The sequence below is a fragment of the Nitrosospira sp. Nsp18 genome (genome assembly GCF_900103145.1).
Classification (GTDB): Bacteria; Pseudomonadota; Gammaproteobacteria; order Burkholderiales; family Nitrosomonadaceae; genus Nitrosospira.
This window is the reverse complement of the sequence record NZ_FMWY01000012.1, coordinates 26,637-46,603: the sequence shown is the minus strand read 5'-3', so window position 1 is coordinate 46,603 and position 19,967 is coordinate 26,637. Positions and strand designations below refer to the sequence as shown.

The 19,967-nt window shown below is 53.2% G+C and carries 14 protein-coding genes and 1 pseudogene; 10 read left to right on the top strand and 5 right to left on the bottom strand.

Going from position 1 to position 19,967, the window contains the following annotated elements:
• Position 1: 1 nt before the first annotated feature.
• The 5 genes from BLS94_RS07415 to BLS94_RS07395 all read left to right on the top strand — a co-directional run bounded on the left by BLS94_RS07415 (position 2) and on the right by BLS94_RS07395 (position 11,696).
• Positions 2-8,257 (top strand): Tc toxin subunit A-related protein, encoded by an 8,256-nt coding sequence (locus BLS94_RS07415; RefSeq protein WP_090959124.1) that lies wholly within the window; start codon positions 2-4, stop codon positions 8,255-8,257.
• A gap of 61 nt (positions 8,258-8,318) precedes the next feature.
• Positions 8,319-8,846: a hypothetical protein gene (locus tag BLS94_RS07410; RefSeq protein ID WP_090959121.1), complete on the top strand. Its 528-nt coding sequence runs from the start codon at positions 8,319-8,321 to the stop codon at positions 8,844-8,846.
• Between the two features lie 164 nt (positions 8,847-9,010).
• Positions 9,011-10,855: an Ig-like domain-containing domain gene (locus BLS94_RS07405; protein WP_143021664.1), complete on the top strand. Its 1,845-nt coding sequence runs from the start codon at positions 9,011-9,013 to the stop codon at positions 10,853-10,855.
• A 180-nt stretch (positions 10,856-11,035) separates the two neighbouring features.
• Positions 11,036-11,275 (top strand): hypothetical protein, encoded by a 240-nt coding sequence (locus tag BLS94_RS07400; protein WP_090959115.1) that lies wholly within the window; start codon positions 11,036-11,038, stop codon positions 11,273-11,275.
• Positions 11,276-11,381: 106 nt separating this feature from the next.
• Positions 11,382-11,696 (top strand): hypothetical protein, encoded by a 315-nt coding sequence (locus BLS94_RS07395; protein ID WP_143021663.1) that lies wholly within the window; start codon positions 11,382-11,384, stop codon positions 11,694-11,696.
• Positions 11,697-11,987: 291 nt separating this feature from the next.
• Here BLS94_RS07395 and BLS94_RS07390 read toward each other — a convergent pair whose 3' ends face one another.
• Positions 11,988-13,739 carry a protein adenylyltransferase SelO gene (locus BLS94_RS07390; RefSeq protein WP_090959109.1) on the bottom strand — a complete coding sequence of 584 codons (1,752 nt, stop codon included), beginning with the start codon at positions 13,737-13,739 and terminating at the stop codon, positions 11,988-11,990.
• Positions 13,740-13,825: 86 nt separating this feature from the next.
• Between BLS94_RS07390 and BLS94_RS07385 the strand changes: the two genes are divergently transcribed.
• On the top strand, positions 13,826-14,086 hold the full coding sequence (locus tag BLS94_RS07385; RefSeq protein WP_090959106.1) for a hypothetical protein: 261 nt from the start codon (positions 13,826-13,828) through the stop codon (positions 14,084-14,086).
• Positions 14,087-14,337: 251 nt separating this feature from the next.
• On the opposite strand, the gene BLS94_RS07380 is transcribed toward BLS94_RS07385, so the two are convergent.
• Positions 14,338-14,505 (bottom strand): transposase, encoded by a 168-nt coding sequence (locus tag BLS94_RS07380; RefSeq protein WP_256325325.1) that lies wholly within the window; start codon positions 14,503-14,505, stop codon positions 14,338-14,340.
• A 268-nt stretch (positions 14,506-14,773) separates the two neighbouring features.
• Here BLS94_RS07380 and BLS94_RS07375 point away from each other — a divergent pair, with 268 nt between their 5' ends.
• Together BLS94_RS07375 and BLS94_RS07370 are read left to right on the top strand one after the other, a co-directional pair.
• Positions 14,774-15,112: a hypothetical protein gene (locus tag BLS94_RS07375; protein WP_256325324.1), complete on the top strand. Its 339-nt coding sequence runs from the start codon at positions 14,774-14,776 to the stop codon at positions 15,110-15,112.
• A gap of 85 nt (positions 15,113-15,197) precedes the next feature.
• Positions 15,198-16,127: a pyridoxal-phosphate dependent enzyme gene (locus BLS94_RS07370; RefSeq protein ID WP_090959104.1), complete on the top strand. Its 930-nt coding sequence runs from the start codon at positions 15,198-15,200 to the stop codon at positions 16,125-16,127.
• Between the two features lie 171 nt (positions 16,128-16,298).
• On the opposite strand, the gene BLS94_RS15430 is transcribed toward BLS94_RS07370, so the two are convergent.
• Both BLS94_RS15430 and BLS94_RS07360 read right to left on the bottom strand, forming a co-directional pair.
• Positions 16,299-16,661: a type II toxin-antitoxin system RelE/ParE family toxin gene (locus BLS94_RS15430; protein WP_371130247.1), complete on the bottom strand. Its 363-nt coding sequence runs from the start codon at positions 16,659-16,661 to the stop codon at positions 16,299-16,301.
• A 74-nt stretch (positions 16,662-16,735) separates the two neighbouring features.
• Positions 16,736-16,936 (bottom strand): annotated as a pseudogene (locus tag BLS94_RS07360) (helix-turn-helix domain-containing protein); the annotation flags it as partial.
• Between the two features lie 128 nt (positions 16,937-17,064).
• Here BLS94_RS07360 and BLS94_RS07355 point away from each other — a divergent pair.
• A complete protein-coding gene (locus BLS94_RS07355) occupies positions 17,065-17,568 on the top strand; it encodes a hypothetical protein (RefSeq protein ID WP_090959097.1) in 504 nt (167 codons plus the stop codon).
• A gap of 101 nt (positions 17,569-17,669) precedes the next feature.
• A complete protein-coding gene (locus tag BLS94_RS07350) occupies positions 17,670-19,031 on the top strand; it encodes a SulP family inorganic anion transporter (protein ID WP_090959211.1) in 1,362 nt (453 codons plus the stop codon).
• 378 nt (positions 19,032-19,409) lie between these two features.
• On the opposite strand, the gene BLS94_RS07345 is transcribed toward BLS94_RS07350, so the two are convergent.
• Positions 19,410-19,961, bottom strand: coding sequence for a hypothetical protein (locus BLS94_RS07345; RefSeq protein ID WP_090959094.1), 552 nt, complete (start codon positions 19,959-19,961; stop codon positions 19,410-19,412).
• Positions 19,962-19,967 lie beyond the last annotated feature (6 nt).

Here is a 19,967-nt window from a genome sequence, read left to right as displayed (position 1 = left end):
CATGACAAGCGATACCGCGCAAATCGCAGACAGTAGTCTGGCATCATTTTACAAAGCCGATCCAGGCTTTGACGTTCGTCAGGTTGATTTTCACAACCCGGATGAATTGTCACAATTGCAAGCCAAGCTTGGAGCGGCTGGAATCACCGAGGACAATATGGCCGGCAAAGTGGCCGAGCTGAAAACCTATCAGCGTTTGCTCAACCTGCATCCGGACCCCGATGTGGCCCAGGGGCTGATGGGGCGTGGAATCATTTCTGCAAACCACTTGGCGCGCATACCTCTCAAGTCTTTTGTGGCGGAGCACGGCGGCCCCTTGGGTCTTGATGCGCAGGCAGCGGAAAACTTGCATCAGCGTGCCATGGGTGTTCGCAACAGCTCCATGCATTTGTGGGCGTCGGTAAACGGCGCCGTCGCATCGTCCTATTTTCGCAATTCCAGAATGGACACCGTCAGCGCCCAGCTCAAGCAGACCTTTCAGAATCTCCCCAGTTACCAGGACATGTTTGGCTCCCTGGATTATTGCGGTTGCCCGGAATGTCGCTCCATCTTTGGCCCGGCGGCTTATTTGGTAGATCTGCTCAGAATCATTGACCAGTATGTCACCACTCCGAATACTGGAACCATTGACCCGCAGTTTCTCTTCACCACCCGACGCCCGGACATTTGGCAAATCGAACTGACCTGTGCCAATGCGAATACACCAGTTCCCTACCTGCAAATCGTCAATGAACGTTTGATCGCCAGAGCGGCGCAAGTCACCGGTGCTGATGTGCTTGAGCAGGTGGCGACTACCCTGGTCTATCCGCAGGCCTTGCCTTTCAACGCCCCTCTCGATCAGATTCGCGTTTTGCTGGACAAGGTCGGGGTCAGCTATGGTCAGATATTGTCTGCCTGGAAAGCTGCACCGAGCACTGTGTCAGCGCAGAGCCTGGGGCTTTCGCCAGACCAGCAACAAATCATTACGACCGAACTCACGACCAATGCCCAGGTAGCACCGTACTACAACGTTAGCGACATCAGCACACTGAATGTTGCTGACACATTCATGGCCAAAACCTGGATGAGCTTTGTTGATATGTTGACGCTGTTGAATCAGGATTTGTCCGATTCGGAGCAGCAGGCCGGTCTGCAGGTGAACTTCTTCATCAACCAAGGATTGGCTGGGAAATGGGTTGCATTGACTCAACAAAAGGATCAGCCCGCGCTTCTGAGCAACCTGGGCGTGAAGTCTTTGGATCAAATCAACCGCTTCCAGCGTTTGGTTGCGGTTGTTGGACAACCCGCTGTTGACATCGACTGGGCATTGCGATGCGTTCAGGCGGGGGCTACACCGATCATTTCCAATGACGCTTTAACTTCACTGCAATTACTCATCGCAGCAGGCTCCAAGCTGGGATTGGACTTGCCAACGTCTTCCGTGCTATTGGGCCCGATCAAGACCTATGGGCAAGGAGTCAACGCAGCGGGATCTGCGTTTGACCAACTCTTCAATTCAACGGCCATTGTGGCCAATAACGCGCCCTACCATCCATCCGGAAATCCGCTGAATCCTGGCTACACCGATACACCACTGCCATGGACACCCGGTTCGCAACTGACTGCAGACATCAATGCCATCAACCGGGTGCTGCCCGGATTGGGGATTGGCCTTGCCGATGTCAATGCACTGGGGCTGTTTTTGGTTGGAGTGAACAAGCCGCAGCAATTGACGGTGCAGACGATTTCGGTGTTGTATCGGCATGTACTGCTAAGCCGCAGCTTGCAATTGCCGATGAGTCGCTATCTCTTACTGTTGAAGCTTGCGGCGGTCAAGACACCAGCAACACCGACAGTCTTGGAGATCAACAGCCTGACGGACAAAGGCCAGTGGCTGACGCAAATAGGGTTGTCGCTCTACCAGCTGGACTACATCGTTAACGGAATTCCCAGTGTCTACGTCAACCCGCTCTATCAACCTGACAACGTGGAGGCATGGCAACAAGGCCTGTGGGTCATTGTGCCCCTATCGTCACCCACTGCTGCGAGTGATATCCAAGCTCAGGTGGCAGTACTCTTTGGTGCCGACAACACCGTGGTGAATGCCGCGATGTCGATGGCACTGGCCGCAGTGACGCTACCGGCCGGAGTGACAGACTGGACGGTCGCATTCTTAACGCCGGATAGTGACGGCAAGACACCCAAATATGGGGACTATGTCCAGGCAGTATTGAAATGGGTGTCGCGTTGGCTGATCATGGCGCAGTCACTAGGTCTTGCCGATGCCATCTTGGCAAATGTGGCGGCATATCCTGAAGCCTATCAATTGACCACTGCATTTGACTCCCTGTCATGGGATGCCATCCAGAGCATCTGGCAGGTCCAGCAAATGATGCAAGACTATGGGGACTTGCAACAGAACCTGCTGAGCTATATCCGGCTTGCGTCCATTGGGGCGCCGCCTGCGGACAGCTTGCTGGTGCTGCAAAAGGCAACCGGCTGGGAGCCAAGCGTGGTGGAGGAGCTTCTGTCGGGTCCGCTAGGCAATGTAATCGTCGTCAGCTTGCGATTGGCGAATTTGCAGACATGCATCAACCTGATGCGCAGTCTGGGCGCCAATCCCGGATTCATGGATTCAGTCGTTGCCTTGGCTGACCTGCAGGCACTTAATAATTGGCCTACCTATAACCAAACTGCAGCTGCCGTCATGGCAAGAGTGGCCAGTGTCTATGGCCCAAAATGGGACGAGATCTGGAGCTTGTTGTCCGGCAATCTGGCTGTGCACCTGCGCGATGCTTTGTTGGCTCTGGTGCTATCCCAGCTCAATACAGACGATGCGCCGATAAAAAACGCGCGCAATGTTTACGAGTTCCTGTTGACCGATGTGGAGATGGGGCCCACCACCACGATTTCATACATCGTAGAGGCATTGAACGCGTCACAGCTCTATCTGCAGCGCTGCCGTCTTCAGTTGGAGCCTGGTGTCGTGGATATGACGCAGGTGCAGGATGTGTGGTGGGAATGGATGATGAATTACCGGGTTTGGGAAGCCAATCGCGAGATCTTTGTCTATCCGGAAAACTATCTGATCCCAAGCCTTCGAAAGAATACAACCCCGCAATTTGCAGCGCTTTCGCAAACATTGCAGCAATCGGACGTAACCAAGGCATATGTCAGTTCAGCCTTCGCGACCTACGTCAACGGCTTCTCAGAAGTAGCCCAATTGAAGCCTGTCGACGCCTATCGGACCAGAATAAACGACACCGATACCATCTATCTACTATCGCGCACCAAAACCGGACCCTACACCTTTTACTACTGCAGCCAGCCCGCTGGCATGCCCTGGACACCGTGGGAAAAGATCGACCTGTCCATCGATTCCCCGAACTGCACACTGGTCTATGCTTTCAGCCGCCCCTTCCTTTTCTGGAATGAAGTAAAGAAGAACAATACATCCGCGGTCTCCGGCAATGACGGTACGGTCACAACCAGTAATAGTGTTACTTACACTGTGTCGGTCATGTACTCCTTTTTGAACCAGAAGGGGGAATGGGTGCAACCACAAACCCTCGTGGACCAGGATGTCGTTTTGTTCCAGTCAGATGACAGCCGCAAGATTACCCTTAAGGATCAGGCAATTTTTGATGGCTTGTTCGACATAGGCGCCGCCAGTTGGAACAAGGTTTTTGCCTTCAATGTCAATGCGCAAAATTATGTGACCCCACCGTCGTTCAAGGCAGAGGCTGAGCGGCTGGTTGTGATGTATGGCCCCAATGTATTGGATACTGGCGCCGTGATGAACGCGGAGACGTCTCCGCCTACCACCGATCCCAATGCGGGGAGTTTTTGGGCCAGTTTGCATCGCCGCGCGGAAGACCATAACCGGATGGTGATTGGGCAGTTGTCCGGCAACGTCAAACTGCGTCCAGTGTCCGTTTTGAACCTCAGCCTTGAGAGTGATGTTCTGGTCCAGCGCCAGGAATTCTTGCTTGCGGACCCCTACCTCCAGCAGACGCCGCTGTCACTGATTCGCGCCGAAATGCAAAGTTCCGGCGACATCATGCAGATATCCCAAAGCGGCCAGCCTATTACCGACAATAGCAATGCCGGGGGCACAGTTGGTTTGACTTCGGGCAGCAAGGCGACTTCAGTCAACGGCTACTCATTTATCAGTACCGGGATTTCATCCGCCCAAAGTTTGCAAATTTACCAGTCATTGCTGGCAGCCAACGTCATCGATGCGAAAGGTAATGTGTTGTCGGCCGCGATGGCTACGCTGGATCTCTATTCGGGTCTGTCGGCAATGACTGTTTATAACCAATTTGGCCCGTTGCAGTATTCGGCCGCGCTGCAAGTCTTGCTTGACCATATGGATGCTACCGAGTTATTCAGCTCGGTTGGCGGCAGCTCGACCAAGATAGTGCCGGTTGGCACACAACCGGGTTGGTTCCTGTTCTTCGTGCAAGACGAGATTTTCCTGCTGTCTCCGAAGGAGGATAGCAAGGGAGTACAGTCTTTCTCCACATTTGCCGAAGGCCTGACGGTTGGAGACCCGCGCATTGAGCCGACCTTCGCGATCATGCAATACCAAGGGACCACCCCTGGAAGCATTGAGGCGAGCGTATCCGCACAAATCTTCGCCATACTGACCCAATTTAACCTCGTTCAAAATGGCCGCCTCGCGCCTAACGTCACTGTTGCCTATCTGCAGGCAATATTGCTCAATCTTGGGCTTACGGCGGCTCAATTTCAATACCTACTCAACGCGCTTAGAAATTCGCCAATCATATTTGACGATGCTTTTGTAAGCGACAAAATTAGTTATGCAGATTCGCAACTAATCTATGCGGCATTGCAAACCTTGCCACCTTTGGTTGACCCGAATGGGCGCATTGATGAAGAACACCTAACCGGAGCAAATGTACAGCTATGTTTGGGCAACTTGCTATTGCTCAAGACGATATCGCAAAGCCAGATTGCAGGAATTTACCGAATACTCGCACAGGCGCCAAAAGCCATTGCCCTGACCTATACCAATCGAGGCTCAGCCGCAAACTTCACCTCAACCGGTGATTTCCACTTTGACGTCACGCGCCTGTCCACCGGCGCAGTCAGCAAGATCAGCCGTGCCCTGTTTGTCAATGGTGTTGACAGCCTGTTGAATTTGAAAACCCAGGAAATTCCGGTCGTACCCGTTTTGCCATTTGACCGGTTTACACCCTCCAAATCAAATCTGAACTGGCCTAGCGCACTGGATGCCACGCAAGTTGATTTTGATGGGCTGTATGGACAGTATTTTTGGGAGATCTTCTACCATACACCGATGTTGGTGGCCTATAGCCTGAACACCAACCAGCAATTTCAAGAGGCCCAGATCTGGCTGCAATATGTTTTCAATCCGACTGTGCCGGAGCAATATGTCGCTGCCGATACGATTTTCAATGAGACCGGTCAGGCGATCTCGATGCAGCAGGCCGGCACTATCGTCACACAACTCCAAAAAAATCCCCCATTGCCTGCCGTATCGATCTTGAGCGGCGCGGGGGAGGTGAATCCCGATTTCACGGCAAGTACGGACCTCAGCTTTTTGCAAACGGCTGATCCAACGCTGACGAATGACCAGGTCCTGATGGTCCGCAACATCCTTCTCAACTACCAGTTGAGTGCCCCGTCCAGCCACTTCTGGAAGTTCCGCCCCTTCCGCAATCACACGCTGCAAACCCTGAAGGACATGCTCTCTGACGACAATCCGGCCGTCAAAGTCTACAACGACGATCCTTTCGATCCGTTTGCGATTGCCCGCTTGCGCATCGGTGCTTTCGAAAAATCGACCTTGATGCAATACATCGACAACTTGCTTGCCTGGGGCGATCAGCTGTTCACCCAGGATTCCTGGGAATCCATCACCGGGGCCTACATGTTGTATGTCTATGCCTACGATTTGCTGGGGCCAAAACCAGAAAAGGTCGGCGATTGCCCTGGCAGCGGCATTGTGCTGGACTTCGCGCAAATCAAAGCGAAATATCCGGATGGTATTCCCCAGTTCCTAATCGATCTGGAGCACTTCATACCAGGTGGTTCCGGCTCGGACAACCCGATGATGGGCCACGCATTCAACGATTTGTACGACTATTTCTGTGTACCTGAAAACAGCAACCTGATGAGCCGCTGGGACACGGTTCAGGATCGGATGTACAAGATCAACAACTCCATGAATATTGAGGGCGTGACCCGTTCGCTGGCATTGTTCCAGCCGCCGATCAATCCGCTGGATCTGATCAAGGCATCTTTGGCGGGCAATAATGTTCTGGCAGGCGCGTCCTCCAAGCCACAACTATCGCCCTATCGTTTCGGTCCGGCAATAAGCGCCGCGAAAAATCTCTGCAGCATTCTGATCGAACTGGGCAATTCACTGTTGTCCACTCTGGAGAAAAATGATGCGGAAGCCTTGGCGGCATTGCGCACCAATCAAGAGGGTCAGATTCTTGAGATGACGACCCAGATTCGACTGGATCGCATTGCGGAGTTGCAGGCCACGCTGCAATCGCAGAGCGCCGCGCTAAGTGGCGCCAACAATCGCCTGAAGTTTTACACCGATTTGATCAACAACGGCTTGAGTAATTATGAGCAGACCAGCCTGTCAGCGTCCGAGGCGGCTCTGACTGCAAACATCCTCGGAAGCATCAGCAAAACAGCGGCCACCATCGCCTACGCGGTTCCCCAAGTCGGCTCACCTTTTGCAATGACTTATGGCGGCATCCAGATTGGCTCCGCAGTCAATGCTGCCTCCGGTGTGTTCGAGATTGGTGCTGAAATCAGCAACTACATCGCGCAGCGGGCTTCCACCATGGGTGGTTATGACCGGCGCAGCCAAGATTGGGGCTTGCAGAAACAACTTGCCCAAGCCGATACCAACAGTCTCACCCAGCAAATTGTGGCCACCAATTTGCAACTTCAGTCGGCCCAACAAGACCTGGCCGTGCAGAAGAAAACCATTGATCAGAACAAAGCCATTGAAGGCTATTTGAAGGGTAAATTTACCAACCAGGATTTATACCAATGGATGATGGGTCGTTTGAGTGCGGTCTATTTCCAGACCTATTCGCTGGCCTTGCAGGTCGCGCGCCAGGCCGAGGCCGCCTACCAGTTCGAATCGGATAGTGACCAAACCTTCCTGTCGTTCGACTATTGGGATAGTTTGCACAAAGGCCTGACTGCGGGCGAAGGGCTCAGGCTTGCGCTCAACCGCATGGACGCCAGCTTCCAAACCGGTGACAAGCGCCGCCTGGAGGTGGAAAAAACCATCTCGCTGGCAATGATTGCGCCCGACCAGCTGTTGACACTCAAAACCACGGGTGCCTGTTCATTCTCGCTGACTGAAGCACTATTCGACTACGACTACCCTGGCCAATATTCGCGCAAGGTCAAAACCGTATCGGTCTCCATACCGGCGGTGGTGGGGCCTTACCAGAACATCAAGGCGATTTTGACGCAAACCAAAAACAGTGTGGCGACCGATGGCACCATAGAAGCAGTCAAGTATTTGCTCGCCCCTTCGGGTGACATGCCAAAGGGCGTGCGACAGAATTGGGCGCAAAACCAGAGCATTGCGATCTCACGCGGCCTGGATGATTCTGGTTTATTTACGCTGGATTTCCAGGATCAACGCTATCTGCCTTTTGAGAACACCGGTGCGGTTTCCGACTGGACGTTGAGCATGCCCCTGGATACCAACCGCTTTGATTTCGAACAGTTGTCGGACGTGATCATTACGCTACGTTACTCGGCGCTTTTCGATGGCAATTTGGAAACGCAGGTGAAGACTGCTTTGGGTCAGACACCTCTTACGGGTGGGGTTTATGTTGACGGTAGTATGCAAAGCAGTGCTTGGCAAACTTTTCTAGTCGACCATAGTGACGGTTCCAACCAGACGCTGACCCTGAATGTTAATCCAGCGCAGCTTGGCTATTTCAAGAGCCTCACATACAGCAAAATAATTCTGCAACTGACTGTTGCTGCTGGAATAAAAATCCAGGACGGTGCAAGCTTTCTGTCCTTGTCGGCGTGCACGGTTACGGCCCCGGCCTTCACCATCACGGGAGGGCAGGCGGTGATCGACGCACCAGAATGGAATGGCAAGACGCTGTCGGCAGCCTGGAAACTTCAATTCAATCTTCAAGATACCTCGCTCGGCCCACTGCTGAGCGGCGGTTTCATCGATGGCAAAAAACTGCTGGATTTGCAGGTGGTTGCCCTGTATGACGCCAAAGTATTTTGATTCAAATTGCACAACCAATAAACCGCAACCCATAGACCGTAATTCATAGGAGAGAGACGTAATGGAAACAATCGCAGTAAGCAGCATGGAGCAGCAATGCATGGAGATGGGGGCCACACTGGGACTGAACGAACCTGTAAGCGAAGCAGTGCTGAAGGCCGCCCTTGCAGATTCAACGTACGCCAACCATTTGCTGGTTTGCCGGGGGGCGCCGCAGTTTTTGGCACATCTGCTTGCCAACCCACCGGAAATAGCCGCAACAGAGAGTTTGAGCACGACAACCTTGCTGGTAAATGCTGGCGAATCTTTGGCGCGCTGGGTAAAGACCGGCTTTTCAACAGTTTCAGAAGATACCTACCGCAACCGGCTCCAACTGTGTAGTGCCTGTCCAAACCTCACGGCTCCGCCTGAGCATCAACGAACCTTGTACGCCATTGCCGGTGCGGCTGCGGATGAGCGGTCGGTATGCAGCAAGTGTGGTTGCGTAGCTTCGGTGAAGGCCCGTAGACCCAGCGACACCTGTCCCGAGCCGCATCCTGATCGCCCAGGATTCAATCGCTGGAACGAACCCATTCCCCAGGGAGGCTGACAAATCGGCCAATGGCCGGATTGGATGTCAGTAGAGGGAATATTTGTAAATGCAGATACAAAAAAGGAGGCGATACGATGAAGTTGTTTTCCAAATAACAAGAACGAATTTCAGTCATTTAGTCACGCAATCGATATTCATAAATTTTAATCAAGGAGTGAAATATGGGCTACGATTCCACTGTATGTAATCAAAAATTGACCCAGCAGGGCATGCTGCCCCTGTGTGGTGGTGACTACCATTGTCAAGACGTTGTTAACCAAAGCGCGTCGTACCATTCCCTCTGTGGTAACGGTGGAGATGCGACGATGTATACGCCGGTTCAATGTACGGCGTGTACGAATGGTCAGTCGTATTTGTACTTCCCGGCCCCCACATTTTTTGCCCAATGCGCAGCCCAGGGTACTGGTTGGGGGCCTTCATTTTGTTATTGTTGTTGCAGCTGTTTTGCCAACGATACCGTTATTGCGATTCCAGGCGGCGGCAAAGCTATTTATCTGTTCACGGTAGGCGAGGCGGTCATGGCGGGATCCGCAGACTCTTCTGATGGCAAGCTGGGAATCAACTGGGCAGAGGCGGTGGTGAACTTCAGTGCAGGCACCGGTTCAAAGGGTCACCAACCCATGATGGTCTACATTTCCCTGACCGGAAAAACCCCCCATGAGTTGATCTGCAGTACAGATCAGGTATTTCTGTTGGCAGATGGCAAATACACCAGGGCAGAGAAGCTGCGTCCCGGTCAGCAACTGGTGGACAAAGATGGCGACCCGGTGAGCTTAGACTTGATCAGCATCGGTTCCTATGATGGCGGTGTGCATCACATTTCCACCGACCAGGCGTGGCACAAAAAACCAGATGGCCATTTGTTGTTGGCTGGCGGCGTGGTGGCCGGCGACTACACCCTGCAACTCTATTTCGATCAGTTGCCCGCTGAGATGAAAGAAGATGGCTATGAGGCCAAGCCCACACTGGGAACCCCGGGGTATGACACAACACATGCCAACACCGTAAAACGTGCCGAAGCGCTGTTTGAATTCGTTGGTTCAAATATGAAGTCCCAGGATGTTGGCCGGCGAATAATGGCGGCGGGCCTCTTCAAAACCTATAGCGTGGCAACCGCATACATACCGTATGGCGCGCAAGCCTTGTTCACGCAGGACCAAGCCGCCGATATTGCCAAGAATGGCTCCCAAGCCCCCATTAGCAATAACATCTCTCAGGGTACGTTTAATACGATCGTGAAGCAATTTGCCGGCTTCTATCCAGACATTGACTTCTATTTTGATATTTTGGATATCGTTCCCAATCTTTATGCGTTTGAGTACCTCGGGCGCCAGACCGTTGTGGTAAGCGGCGGATTAGGGAGAATGAAAGGATTCAACTATGAAGGTATGTTCATGGCAATGGCCCACGGCATATCGTGCTTTTATGGCGGCGAGCCGAAGAACAGTTTCGGCTATTCTGGCGTCGGCCAGGCTGACTGGTACGCCTTTGGCGTGATAGGCAAGTTGTGCTGGTCCAGTGCCCCGGCCATGGCTTATCTGTTGGAAGCCAGGAAGCAATGGGCCGCCCTTTTTGAATTGGTCAGTCCCGCCAATGCCAAAGGCAATCCGAACGACCCGCTCAACGACCCCTCTTTGGCATGCCGGTCGCAAACGGTGGATGTCGCGATCGCTGGTGGAAATCTGCCCGAATGCGCTGGTGGTGAGTCGCTTTCAAAAATATCGCTCCAGCAAGCTGCGGCAATTTCGGATTCCGACGTTGTTTTGAACTTCAGCCTGGCATTGGATGACGCCAGCGGAACAAACGTGGCCAACTACAGCTTGAACCCCGACGCAAAGGTGACGAGCGCAACATTGGATACAGTGACCGGCTTTATTGTGCACTTGAAAGCAGATTTGGAACCGAATACCGAATACGAGGTAACGGTCAAGAATCTCGTTTCTATCCTCGGCACTGGATTGGATCCTGAACATACGAGCGTGGGATTTACTTCACCCGAGCAGTAGGCTATTTTAATCCGTTCAGTTCAGAAGAAATGGCGGTTTCGATGATTCAATCGAAACCGCCAATATCCGAAAGGCCGTCTCGCAACCGGGTGCATATTTCAGCCTATCGTGGACGGCGTTGCAGGCTGATCGTGGACACGGTTTCAGCACTGCATTGGACCAGCCAAGGGGCGATCTTCAATGTCATGGATACTTGCCGCCCTTCATTTACCGCAGCATATCGGCATGACCACAACGACTTTTCCGGCGACCAAGCTTCTTTCGGTCCAACGTATCGAGCTGGCCATTCCGGCGATGGCAGGTGCGGGCAACATCAGCCACCTCGCCGCTGAGAATGAGGTCAGCCGCAAGTTTATCCACGAGCAAAAGACAAAAAGCCCAGGACGCACTGGAGGATGCCTTTGGACAAACGGCTGGTGATGATGGAGTTCTGTTTTACCTCCCTGTGACCAAAGTATGGCTGCGTCAGGTCGCTCTTGCCCTCACACTCATTTGCCACAGCTCCTACCGTGGCGTGATGGAATTCATGCGCGACATTCTGGGCGTCTCCATCAGCGTGGGCCGCGTACACAACCTGCATCAAGTCGCCGCTCAGGGCGCCACAGACATCAACCAAACCCAGGACCTCTCCCAGATTCTGGTTGGACTTCATGACGAAATCTTCCATTGCAACGACCCGGTATTGGTAGGTGTTGATGCCCATGTCAATACCGATTTAAAACTGACACACTTTTGCAGCGAACGCCGATTTGAAACTGATACACCCACATTACGTTCGCATACGGCTTATGCGTTGGGAGCGATCTCCCGCTTACTCTTTACCATACCCGCCACACGCTGATTTTTCAGGCGGTAGCTCTCGCCAGCGATTATCTGCTTTGGTCTTTCAGATCAACCGAGAGGTGGTTTTCCCATCGTACGATACTGTATGGAACCCTAGCTTCAGCCCATATCGAATTGTAGCAAGAATAAAGGGCACGACTGGTAAAGCACACCGCCGCGCAGCCCATACAACACCATGGCGACGTCATGGTGCACTCATCTTAATAAGCCCAAGCTCAAGAAACCCAAGCTCAAGAAACCGGGTCCTTCCTGTCTCCTTTTTTGCCTGTACGCCGGTATTCCTCGGAAGCTACGAACTGCACGATAGTGCCGAGCAGCCCGCCTTGTGCCGCGCCCACTCGGGACGCCGGCCCGCAAGCTCGTCATGCTCGGGCTGCTCGTCGTATGGATGTTTCAGCACTTCCATGAGCCGTGTAATGATAGAAGCATCGCCGCGCTCCAGCGCTTCAATTGCCTGCTGAGCAAGGTAATTGCGCAGCACATACTTGGGATTGGCGCGGCTCATCCGCTGATAACGCAGATCCGGAGGATTATCATCCAGGCGCAGCCGGGCAATATAACGACGCAGCCAACCGGACAGGCGGCCAAGCTGTGCGGGTTCGAATGCTCGCTGCTCATCGTAGAATGCCTTCCGGAATAGCTCCGCCAGTGCCCTATCATCCATATGATCTACGTTGCCGGGGTTGCCCGAGTTGTCCATCGCCGAGTTGCCCATTGTTCCGGCTGTGCTTCCGGGCGTGCCATTCACAGGAATTTCCATCAGGGCGCGAAAGAACAACGTCATATCCGTCTCGACTTGTTGCAGCAAATCGAACAGCTCGCCGATGAGCGCATCGTCATCTCTATGGTTCAGTGAGGCGAGTCCGAGCTTGTCGGCCAGCATTTCACGCCAAGTGTTATTAAAGGTTTCGCCATAGACCGCTAATCCCCGCTCCAGCGCGGCGTGATCCCCGATCAGGGGCGCGAGCGCGTTCGCGAGACGGATAAGATTCCATTGCGCGATTTGCGCCTGGTTACCAAAGCAGTAACGCCGTCCCTGGGCATCCGTGGTGTTGGGTGTCCACTGAAAATCGAAACCTTCCAGCCAGCCATAAGGGCCATAGTCGATCGTCAATCCCAGGATCGACATATTGTCGGTATTCATCACGCCATGGACAAAGCCTACGCGCATCCAGTGGGCAACCAGCAAGCCGGTGCGCCGGCAGATCTCCTCGAACCAGCGGGCATAAATCGAAGGTACGGAAACAGGAGAAGATATCGAATGTGTAGAAGAGGATGGTATCGGCAGTTCAGGAAAATGCTCTCGTATCACGTAATCCGCCAGGCGCTTGAGTACATCGGGCTCATCCTGGGCCGCAAGAATTTCGAAGCTGCCGAAGCGTATGAACGAGGGCGCGACGCGGCAGACGATGGCGCCCATCTCGGCCTGCGGATTGCCATCATAGAACATATCGCGCACTACCGATTCACCTGTTGCAACCAGGCTCAATGCGCGCGTTGTCGGCACCCCGAGATAATGCATGGCTTCGCTGCACAGGAACTCGCGGACTGATGAACGGAGCACCGCACGGCCATCTGCGGTGCGCGAATAGGGCGTTTTGCCTGCGCCCTTGAGCTGCAGCTCAAACCGCCTGCCGTCAGGGCGGAGTATCTCGCCCAGGGTGATGGCGCGGCCGTCACCCAGTTGCCCCGCCCAATGGCCAAACTGATGACCGCCGTAGCGTGCCGCATAGGGTTGCATACCGGGAAGGATACGGTTGCCACCCAGTACGTCCGCCGCCATGCCTAAAGGCGAGCCCGGCGGCAAGATGCCAAGCATCTCCCCCACGGGTTCGACCCAGGCGAGCAGCCGTGGCGCGCGTACCGGGGTCGGCTCGACGCGGGTATAGCATGCTCCGCGCACTGCACGGGGCACATTATTTGTCACCGGGTCACCCGGGAGGCACCGCACAAAACTGTTGTCGAATTTCACATCGCACAAGTCCACGAGCTCAGTGCGTTCCACGGCCACATCGCTAAGCTTGAGATTTTGCTGGATCATATAGTCCTCGGCATGGAATAGAGGTTCCTTGACACGTGTCCATAGTAGACCTAAATTCATTTATAGACATGAACAAGGAGAAAAAGATGCCTAAACTGACGGACTACGTCAAAATGGCAGCGGATGAATATGTGCGGGAAGCAGGAAGCACCGAACTGGATGCGCGCTGGATTGCGGAATTCTTTCAGGACTCTGGTGTGCAGGATGCATACCCCCGGCAGGATCTGGTCGCTTTCGCAGGCCTTGTGCAGAAAGAATTAACGAAAGAAAGCGAACGAGCGGCAAAAAAAGCGGATCTCCAGCTGGACAAGGTCATCCGCGGCGTCAAGCTTCCCCGCAGGCCATAAACGCTCTTCCATCATCCACCATCACGAACCGCTTCGAGCAGGATATCCTGCTGGATCATCGGAGTTCGGACCCTGCACTCACATGTACCGCAGTTGAGTCGGGTACAGTTGGGCGCAAAGGCCAGCGGTTCAGCGCCACCGGACCAAATTTCACGTCCCGCCGCTTTATCGGCACAAAGCGCATACGCCAAGTCAAGAATATAAGCATGAGTCTGCGGGTTGGCATCGCTGTGAGGTGCGTCACAGTCACCTTATTGTTTGGGACCTTGGGAAGATCCTTGATCATTGTGCTTCTTCCACCGGTAGAACGTCTGTTCCAGGATACCCACCTCCCGGATCAGATCCGCCACCCGCATCCCAAGCTCAGCCTGCTTCAATACCAACACAATCTGCTCCACTGAAAACCGCTTCTTCTTCATTGCAAACAGCCCTCCTTTCAAGGTCAAGTTTGCCGAAAAATTGACTTTCTGTCTGGTCTGGAATTTCCACATCAGATCACCATTTTTTTGGCATATTCGAGGATGCTGCAGCTAGGATTCAAGGTACCGTAATATATAAATGAAATATTATGATTACAATCAAAACATGTTACTTTTATTTATAGTAATACTGAGTACAATTCGAAGCATGGGTCGCATTACGATAAAGCGGCTTTCACTTCATCCATTTCATTGGAGTTTACCTATCATGCAAAAAGAAATAAGAAAGTTTGTAGCGGCTATATCCACCCTGGGCCTACTAGCGGGCTGCTCGGAGACCGGTGTAATAGAAGCAAAGAAGGACGACACGAGTGTGTCTGCACAAAATATCAGGCCTTTTGTCGACCACGACGGCCTCGCCAGGCGGTTTGAAAACCGGGCGAGTAAACTGCTGGAAATAGCAGCGGAACACGAGAAACGGCTTGCGGTCGGCCTGGTGCAAAAATACAAGCTGGCGGCAGAGAAAGCCACCGAATCTGCTGTTCACCACAGGACGGTGTCGCAACTTGCGAAACGCGATTATATTGCTTCGAGGGCGTCACATTAATTTGGATTGCCCCAGGGATACCTCCCGTGCGTGGTTGTACGAATATCTGCCTCTCTTTGAAGTCAGGCCCAACTTTAAATCATAAATGCCGCTATATATTGAAACGCCACTAATTGAATCCCACTCGATTAGCCGTAAAGTGGGTCAATCCATTTGGCTGAAAATGGAGTCCGCGCAACCATCCGGCTCTTTCAAGACCAGAGGAATCGGGTATGCATGCGAAGAATATTTAAAACGAGGAGCAAAACGCTTCATTGCGTCATCGGGCGGGAATGCAGGGCTGGCAGTTGCTTTTGCTGGACGGCGCCTTTCGGTACCGGTAATCATTGTGGTGCCTGAGACAGCCTCGAAGCGGGCGGTGAATTTGATGTGCTTAGAGAATGCGGAAGTTATAGTCCAGGGGAAGTCTTTGGACGAAGCGCACCGATTTGCACTATCACTTATGCAACCTGCCGATGCATATATACATCCTTTCGATGACCCGCTGATTTGGAGAGGTCATGCCAGTCTAATTGATGAAATATTCCTTGCTGGTCTAAAGCCTGATGCGATCGTTCTGTCAGTTGGGGGCGGCGGCCTCCTGTGCGGTGTTATAGAAGGATTGAAGCGGAATGGAGGTGCCGATGTGCCTGTCATCGCTGTTGAAACTGAAGGTGCGGACTCCTATGCGAAATCCTTAAACGCGGGACGCCTTGTCGAGCTTGCAACCATATCGAGTATTGCGACGACGTTGGGAGCACGCATAGTTTGTGCACAAGCATTGGCATACTCAAAAAATCACCGAATCGAAAGTGTTGTGTTGCCGGACAAGTTGGCCGTTTCCGCTTCTTTGCAGTTTTTGAAAGACCATGGAACCGTCGTTGAGCCTGCTTGCGGCGTTGCGCTCGCTGCAGTGTACGAAAAAGTTGCAGCGTTATCAGGGTATAAAACGATATTAGTTATCGTATGCGGCGGCGTTGGTTCTACCGCTGATGACTTAGTTGAGCTGGAACGTCGGGAATGCGACATGACATAATGTGTGCTCCCAAGGTCGACATCGCCAAGGTCAGGAATGCCTTGGAAACGTGAAAGACTTTTTTTCGGAGAGCGTGGAAAACGGACAGGTTTGATCTATTTCTGGCCGAAAACCTCTCCTGAAAACCCCTCCTGAAACTGACTCTCTAAAGAGCTAAAGCCGAGTTCAGTTTCACATCCTGCATCTCCAATCAGGCATTAATTCATCCCGTCTTGGGGGGTTCGCGCCTAAATACTGACCAGGTAGAGAATGTACCGGCAAGCAGTCACTTAACCGTGTTATCCACAGGGTTTTCCAGTAATTTTGTGAGTGGTTGAGCATCTCGACGTTTGCATTAATTCGATGCCTTTCATGGCGCGCGTGACGCGCCGCATGTTTCACTCGCAAAATCTCCACAGTGCGGCCCTCCGCCAGCACACGGTAAAAAATGATGTAGTTCGACGCACCAGCTCGTGCACAGAGTCCGGCGGGTCGGACCTTCCGGTGCGGCGCAAGCTCCGGGTGCTGTGCAAGCGGCTTCGTCCTTCCGCGCAGCTCCTGGCCTATTCACATGGGCGATAAGGGCGAACACAGTCACCATATCGCCCGCGATGCTCCATGAGCATCGAGAGTCGGCAAGGCTTGGGCCGAAGCGCTCGTTGCCAGGTTTTCTCGTCCGCTTCAGCCGCCCGATATTTTTTAGCGCCGCCGTTTCGATTAACCTCGTGACTAATGGTTGATAGCGCCCTCCCAAGCTTTGCAGTGATTTGTCGAAATGAGCAGCGCAAGACAAGACCCCTTGAGATCTCCTCGCGCTCCATAAGCGTCAAACCACTAACTGATCTATTGAATCCACCACATCAAACTTTAAGCCCCGTCGAAAGATGCAGTTGACAATCACCTAGGTGATGCACTAGCATCAGGTGCATCACTATCGGCTCCATAGAAGAGAAAAGATATGCCTACATCCAAGCCACGTATAACCATTACGCTTACCGAGGAGCAACACGCCATTTTGCGTCGGATCAGCGGGGCGAGCGGGCAAAGCATGAGTAGCGTGATTTCGGAATTCATGCTGACGGCACAACCCGCGCTGGAACGCATGGCAGTTGCGCTTCAGCAGCTCAAGCAGGAACGCGATGCTGACCGCAAGCTGGTCGCTGACATGCTTTCAAAATCTCATGCGGACCGCGCCCACAAGAAAGTATCGGCCCTTCCCCGCGCGTCGCCGCACGCCCCCTTCGAAGCGATGGAACGTGCGATCCCCAGTGAGATAGAACCGGACGCGATCCAGTTTTGCGCAAGCGTAGACTTCGTCAGGCCAGATTCAGACATGGCTGCTGATTTCCTTGCAGATGATGACGTTGGTTCCGCCTACGATAAACAGAAGCGCAGCACGTCCCCAAGGACGCGCGACGCTGTCAGGAACGCCAAAGGAGCATCAAAGAGGGCAAAAAAATAGGGAAATTTACCGGGATCAGACAGGCGTAACCCAGGTTTTTTTCAACCCCCCGGCACATTCCAGTAAACCAGCAGCAGTTACCTTCGGAAGGAATGATCTATATGTCTCCAACCAAGCACCACGATATTCCCGTATCGCCGGATCATTCACACCCTGCGGCGGCCGGTGCCGGAATACAGCTGGACATTAAACCGGCCTCTGCCGCATTTGAAGCGAGATACCTCGCTCGCGACATACAAGCCGGCATCATAACCGGCGCAATGGCCATTCCCCTGTCTGTCGGCATCGCGTTGATGTCCGATTACCCCATCAAGGTTGCGCTCGCAACCGTCGCGTTTGCATGTTTCATCGGCTGGATTAATGCTTTTATCAAACCCGGCAATTATATTGGCGCACCTGGGGTCGCCGCAGGCCTCGCGCCTGTGCTGGCGATGGGTGTTGCAAACTTCGGGATGGAAAACATGGCGTTCGTCATTTTCCTGACCTCCGCGATGCAAGCCCTGATATGGAAATTCAACTGGCAGAAGTATATTTTGCTGGCTGTGCCAAGCTATCTTGTCGAGGGCCTCCTGGCAGGGGTTGGCCTGAAGATAGCGCTGAAGTTCCTTACGTTTACTTACGAGATACCGGCAGAGCAGGAGTCGGCCGAGGTATTCTGGAACGGGGCGCGTATTCAGATGGCGCTTGTTTCCCTGGCTGGATTTGTTGCGTTTTTGTACCTGTTCTCCAAATACAAGGACAACAAACCTGCTGTACCTTACTTTTTGCTGATCGGCGCGAGCATTGTTGTAGCGCAGTTCCTGCCCGTCCCGATGCTGCACGTGGATAACGTGGACCTTATGCTCGCGCTGCCGCTGCCGCATTTTGATAGTGCCTTGACTTGGGTTTATATAATCAGCTTTGCGGCAATGCTGGCTGTGATCGATGTTATTGAGCAGGTCATGAGCAATGCCGCAATCGAGAAAATCGATCCGCTGGGACGCAAATGCAATACAAACAATAGCCTTCTCGCCATGTGGATAGGAAACATGGGCGCAAGCTTCTTCGGCGGCATGACCAATCTGGACGGCTTGGCGAAAAGTACGACCAACAAGCTGGCGGGTGCCAGGACCAAGTTCTCGGTGCTCGTAATCGGAATCGTGATCACCTTCTTCGTCATGAACTCACAGTACCTGGAGTATCTGCCCAAGTTTTCGCTGGCCGCCATCATGATTTTTACCGGCTGGAAAATGATTATGGGGCTTTGGCATGTGATCCATTACGGGCAATATGCGATGGTCATGGCTACGGTGTGCGCCTTGCTGGTTTATAAGGTGGGAATTTTCGAAGGGTTGCTGATCGCTATGGCGGTGCACGGCCTCATCAACTACGTTGTCTTCAGCCAGGCGGATAAAATACCGGGCAAAGTCATCATCAAAAAATACCTCGATAAATTTTCCTCAAGTGGAGGCGGGGCAGACTAGCTGCCCATAGGGCAGTAAAAGGGGTCAGCTCAAGAAACGAAAAAAATCGTACGTTAAGCCTCGATCAACATCCGTAGCGAGAGGAATTTGCTTTGTTCGAACTGCTTTCTTCGCCGCGTTGACCCTGCAAGACGCCCTCTCGAACCAACAGAATAGATTTGATTTTCATGAAGCATTTCGAGATCCCTGGCTGATTTCATCAAGGCAAGAAAGGAGCGAGAAAATCGCGATTTCCTCACCGCTCGACAGGCGAAGCAGTAACCTCGTACGTGACAAAACGGGCATCCGGCCATTTTGTCCACTTAGCGCCCTTGCGCATCAGATCCGCCAAGCATAGGGCGCTTTGCCGCCAACCTGCACCAAATACAGTACCGGAGTTTATGGCGGTGGGGGTGGAGGGTTTCCAGGCGGCGGAGGCGGCGGCATTGTAGGGCTCGATAAAGGTTGGGACGGCGCCCCCAAAGGCTGGTTACGGGAATTATCCATGACCTGGCCGGATACCGGTACCCGATTACCTTTACCGTACATGCATTGGATATAACCCGTATCGTATCGTTGCTGACGTATATCGCCTGAATCACGCGCCGTGCCGGTTCCCATCAGTCCGCCCAGCAAGAGGCCACTACCGGCGCCAATCGCAGCACCGGTTCCCCCGCCGAAAGCCCCACCTGCCGCCGCGCCAACACCTGTACCGATGGCGGCAGTTCCCAAGCCGCTGAGTATCGAGGCGCGATTCGGCGTCTCTCCCCCAATTTGCGCACTCGCGTACTGTTTGCAGTAGGTATCGTCTTCACGAAACTGATCGAATGTTTTGCCTGAGCCAGGCAATGCCATTACGCTGGGGCCGCTGGGAATGCTTGCGCACGACGCCAGGAAAAAAGGCGCAAGCAGTGCCAACAGTAAAGGCGCCCCGTGATGCATTTTTGTCATGGTAAA

Coding starts and splice junctions, on each gene's coding strand:
- BLS94_RS07415 (WP_090959124.1), top strand. CDS start 2: ATGACAAGCGATACCGCGCAAATCGCAGACAGTAGTCTGGCATCATTT.
- BLS94_RS07410 (WP_090959121.1), top strand. CDS start 8,319: ATGGAAACAATCGCAGTAAGCAGCATGGAGCAGCAATGCATGGAGATG.
- BLS94_RS07405 (WP_143021664.1), top strand. CDS start 9,011: ATGGGCTACGATTCCACTGTATGTAATCAAAAATTGACCCAGCAGGGC.
- BLS94_RS07400 (WP_090959115.1), top strand. CDS start 11,036: ATGTCATGGATACTTGCCGCCCTTCATTTACCGCAGCATATCGGCATG.
- BLS94_RS07395 (WP_143021663.1), top strand. CDS start 11,382: ATGCGCGACATTCTGGGCGTCTCCATCAGCGTGGGCCGCGTACACAAC.
- BLS94_RS07390 (WP_090959109.1), bottom strand. CDS start 13,739: ATGATCCAGCAAAATCTCAAGCTTAGCGATGTGGCCGTGGAACGCACT.
- BLS94_RS07385 (WP_090959106.1), top strand. CDS start 13,826: ATGCCTAAACTGACGGACTACGTCAAAATGGCAGCGGATGAATATGTG.
- BLS94_RS07380 (WP_256325325.1), bottom strand. CDS start 14,505: ATGAAGAAGAAGCGGTTTTCAGTGGAGCAGATTGTGTTGGTATTGAAG.
- BLS94_RS07375 (WP_256325324.1), top strand. CDS start 14,774: ATGCAAAAAGAAATAAGAAAGTTTGTAGCGGCTATATCCACCCTGGGC.
- BLS94_RS07370 (WP_090959104.1), top strand. CDS start 15,198: ATGCCGCTATATATTGAAACGCCACTAATTGAATCCCACTCGATTAGC.
- BLS94_RS07355 (WP_090959097.1), top strand. CDS start 17,065: ATGCCTACATCCAAGCCACGTATAACCATTACGCTTACCGAGGAGCAA.
- BLS94_RS07350 (WP_090959211.1), top strand. CDS start 17,670: ATGTCTCCAACCAAGCACCACGATATTCCCGTATCGCCGGATCATTCA.
- BLS94_RS07345 (WP_090959094.1), bottom strand. CDS start 19,961: ATGACAAAAATGCATCACGGGGCGCCTTTACTGTTGGCACTGCTTGCG.